The sequence below is a fragment of the Agathobaculum sp. LCP25S3_E8 genome (assembly GCF_052117165.1).
In the GTDB taxonomy this organism is placed as follows: domain Bacteria; phylum Bacillota; class Clostridia; order Oscillospirales; family Butyricicoccaceae; genus Agathobaculum.
In genome coordinates this window covers 1-3938 of sequence record NZ_JBQKJR010000111.1, presented here as the reverse complement: position 1 = coordinate 3938, position 3938 = coordinate 1, and the positions used below count along the sequence as shown (strand labels likewise).

The 3938-nt window shown below is 45.7% G+C and carries 4 protein-coding genes; 3 read left to right on the top strand and 1 reads right to left on the bottom strand.

All coding sequences use genetic code 11. From position 1 onward, the window contains the following. The first annotated feature begins 267 nt into the window (after nucleotides 1–267). From ACTQ34_RS17565 to ACTQ34_RS17555, 3 genes are all read left to right on the top strand, one after another. Nucleotides 268–1173, top strand: a complete 906-nt coding sequence (locus tag ACTQ34_RS17565; RefSeq protein ID WP_441364898.1) for a bacteriohemerythrin — start codon at nucleotides 268–270, stop codon at nucleotides 1171–1173. Nucleotides 1174–1259: 86 nt separating this feature from the next. Next, nucleotides 1260–1844, top strand: coding sequence for a chemotaxis protein CheW (locus ACTQ34_RS17560; protein WP_441364897.1), 585 nt, complete (start codon nucleotides 1260–1262; stop codon nucleotides 1842–1844). An 18-nt stretch (nucleotides 1845–1862) separates the two neighbouring features. Continuing rightward, nucleotides 1863–3635, top strand: coding sequence for a methyl-accepting chemotaxis protein (locus tag ACTQ34_RS17555; protein ID WP_441364896.1), 1773 nt, complete (start codon nucleotides 1863–1865; stop codon nucleotides 3633–3635). 106 nt (nucleotides 3636–3741) lie between these two features. On the opposite strand, the gene ACTQ34_RS17550 is transcribed toward ACTQ34_RS17555, so the two are convergent. After that, nucleotides 3742–3938: hypothetical protein (locus ACTQ34_RS17550; RefSeq protein WP_441364895.1), on the bottom strand; the 197-nt coding region annotated here is incomplete at its 5' end.

The window sequence follows — 3938 nt, the reverse complement described above, 5'->3', positions numbered from 1 at the left end:
AAGACAAGACAAGACAAGACAAGACAAGACAAGACAAGACAAGACAAGACAAGACAAGACAAGACAAGACAAGACAAGACAAGACAAGACAAGACAAGACAAGACAAGACAAGACAGAGCCTAACTCTGTCCTTTTGTGCTGTTCTCATAAAATATCTTTAGGCACATTGCGCTCATGGTTTTGCTATGGGCGGGATGCGCCTTTTTGCTGTTGCTGAATACACAGGATAAACAGTCTGAAATAGTATTTTAGGAGACGTGATTATAATGGATTTCAAATGGAGCAACCGGTATCTCAGTGGGGAGGAATATCTTGATTGTGACCGCAAAAAGATATTCCAAATGGCAAACAAAGTAAAGGATTTGTTGGAGACCAACTTTCCTTCTCCTGATAGAAGAAGGGATATAATTATAGAGGCTCTTAAATTCTTAAAAAGTTTCTTTTTAGAATATACCAGACGAGAAGAAAATTATATGATTGAAACTGAATATAGTAGTTATTATTTGCACAAACATCTGCATAGTGAATTTTTTACCTTGCTTAATACCAAGTTCGATGAAATATTGGAAGCGCGAGAGATCTCCCGCAAAGAGAGTTCAGAGATTTTCAACGTTCTGTTCGGGTGGCTGTTTCAACATCTGACAATGACTGATATGTTGATATTTAGAAATATCCCTTTGGGTGGAGGTAAGAAAATAGATCTTAACAAAAGAGATATCGAAAACACAGTTAATTCCTTAATAACCTCTTTCTTGAATCTGGATTTAAACCCGAAAATAGTCGATGAGGACTATACGCTTGACAGCGGTTCTTCTTTTACAAACTGCACAAAAATTGCATACGAGGATAATGAAGATAAGATATGTGTAGTTTCCGGTATGGAAGATACATTGCTGGAACATATTGGTGCTGTGCTTTTGGGTGATGCTACTAATTCAGTATTACAGTTGGCAACTGCGGTCTCTGGCTTTTCAATTGGGTTTTGGAGGATTTTGGCAGAAAACTTTATTAAAACTGAGGGTGCGGCTCTTGTGGAGCATAGGCTGATTTTTGAGGAAAAGGATGTAATAGAAGAATACAGACGTATGATTCCGACAGTGTCACTTCTCTTTGAATGTAAGGGTGCAGGGCACTTTTTTGTCGCAACAGATTCGAGGTATTTTATAACCTAAAAACAAATCTGATTGAAATGACGGCAGAGGGGAGACGTTAGTCTGTCAACAAAAAACTTATTGTGATAGGGAGGTATAAGCGCTATATGGGAGAGCAGGAAAGGAAAAATGATCTCGCCTTGAAAATATCAAAGTTACAGGGCGGCCAGTTGGAGGCGATTGAAGAATACATACAACAACTGACAGAGTTGCCGGACGCACAGGAGGCCATTTCTGAGAAATACCTGACCTTTTGGTGCGGGGAGCAGTTGTTTGGAATTTGTATTTCTCAGGTAATGCAGATTATTCAGGTGCCGGAGGTCACTCCCCTGCCCGATGTTTCGCATTACATGAAAGGGTTTATCTGTGTGCGGGACGAGGTGATCCCCATTATTGATTTGCGGCTTCGTATCGGAAAGCCGGAAATCGCCTATACCACCCATACCTGTGTCGTCATAGTCTCTGTGCAAAACGGGTCTTTTGGGATAGTCGTGGATTCTGTAAATGATGTGGAAACCATACCGGATGAAAATATTCATCTCCCGCTGAAACAGGATAAAGGGGCTGCTTATCTGAAAGGAATTGTAAAAACAGGCAACCCAACGCTTTTGCTGGATATGGATGAACTGCTTGAATCCGATGAAGTGGAAAGTGTTTTAGATGCGTCAAAATACACAATGGACAAAGAGTGAAGAAACGGGGGAGTTAACGTGAAAAATCTAAAAATGCGAAACAAGCTGCTGCTGGGTTCCAGTGTCCTTGTCATTATGATGGTTGTCATTGCCGCAATGTCCATTTTGGGCTTGCGGGCGCTTCATGGCCAAAATAGTACGCTGATCAACAAGACGCTTGCCAATACAAGCTATGTCTGGGAAATGCGGAGAAATCTGATTTCAGAGCAACGCTATGAGTTGATGGCCTTGGCGGATGATGACCGGCAGGCATGCCTTGAATGGCTCAATTCTGCACAGGAGGAAGTCGATAAAAACGCTGTGCTGTTGGAGACGTACAAGCAGAATTATCGCGTAGACGCTTCCAAAGTCAGCGAGTTAGAATCTTATTTTAACGCGGAAGCCGCTCCGAGAGCCGAAATGCTCGCCTTACTGAAACAGGAGACAGAAGAAGCCGACGAAGCCGCGTTTCAGATTTTCCATGATGAATTGAAACCGCTGTTGGACAAGCAGGCGGAACTTCTGGCTGATATTGGAAGCGATCAGGACGATCTGGCCATTGCGCAGGTTGCGGCGGGGCAAAGAACCTATCAGGGTACGATGATAATAACCATTGCGCTGATCGTCCTGGCTATTGTGGTGAGCGCTGCCATTGCGTTCAGACTAATCAGGCTGATAACCAGCCCGCTGCTGGAAATTGAAAATGCCGCCCGCTCTCTTTCTAACGGTGATTTTGAAACCCATATTACTTATGAAAGCAAGGACGAGATGGGAAGCACTTGCAAGAGTATGCAGGAAAGTTTCACCATTCTAAAATCTATTATCATGGACATCAATTCTGTACTGGGGGCGTTGAGCAGAGGCGACCTTTCCGTTGCTACCTCGGTTGATTTCCCCGGAGAAATGCAGGAGATTGAAACCTCGATTGCGAAACTGATTCAAAAGCTGAATCTGTCCTTCGGAGAAATCAGAGGCGCGGCGGATCAGATCAATTCGGGAGCCGAACAGGTTTCCAATGGCGCGCAGGCTTTGGCGCAAGGCGCTACGGAGCAGGCCAGCAGCGTGGAGGAGTTGGCTGCGACCATTACGGAAATCTCCCGTCAGGTGCAGACGAACTCTGAAAATGCGCAAAAGGCAAATGTGATTGCCGCTGACGCGGGCAAAGTGGCGGACATGACATTGGAGGGTATGCGCGAGATGATTGCCGCCATGCAGGAGATCATGACGACCTCTGAAAATATCGGGAAAATCATCAAGGTAATTGATGATATTGCGTTCCAGACAAATATTCTGGCACTCAACGCTGCGGTGGAGGCGGCAAGAGCGGGGTCTGCCGGAAAGGGTTTTGCCGTTGTTGCCGATGAAGTGCGGAATCTGGCCGGGAAATCGGCAGATGCGGCTAAGAGTACGACGGAACTGATTGACAGCACGATCAAAGCGGTTTCCCATGGGGAAGAAATTGCAGGAAAAGCAAATGCGGCGTTTGAGGAATTGAGCGCAAAGGTGAGCGAGGTCGTGTCCACTGTCAATATGATTTCCGAGGCTTCGACGGAACAGGCGGCTAATATCCAACAGATCACCGTCGGCGTCGATCAGATTTCTTCTGTGGTGCAGACCAACTCCGCAACGAGCGAGGAAAGCGCAGCCGCAAGCGAGGAACTTGCTGGACAGGCAAGTACGCTGGATCGTCTGGTGGCGCAATTCAAACTGGCTGATAAACCAGTCCAAAGACAGGCCAGAGAAGAACTTCCTGCGTCAGATGGAAACGGTAATCACTGGCAGGAGGCCTATCCGGTAGGTGACAAATATTGATATCTGTTCTCTTGCAGATTAAGGCATAAAATGCGCCGTTTTACTGCGACGAGCAAACCGAGGTGATGCGTATAGGTTTAGGACAATTTATGAAGCATGGCGGCCCTTATCCAAATGTAGGATAAGGGCCGCTTTTTTTGAAGCTGTGTTGAATTGCCATGAACGGATGGCACGAGTTGTCTGCATAAGTAGGGGTGCCGTCAAGATTTATGCGCAAAATTATTTGCAGGCTCCGGCTGAATGAAGTCAGCCGGCAATAGAGGCGTCGTACAGAGCCGCCTCCAAGTGCTTCATGTTCATGTA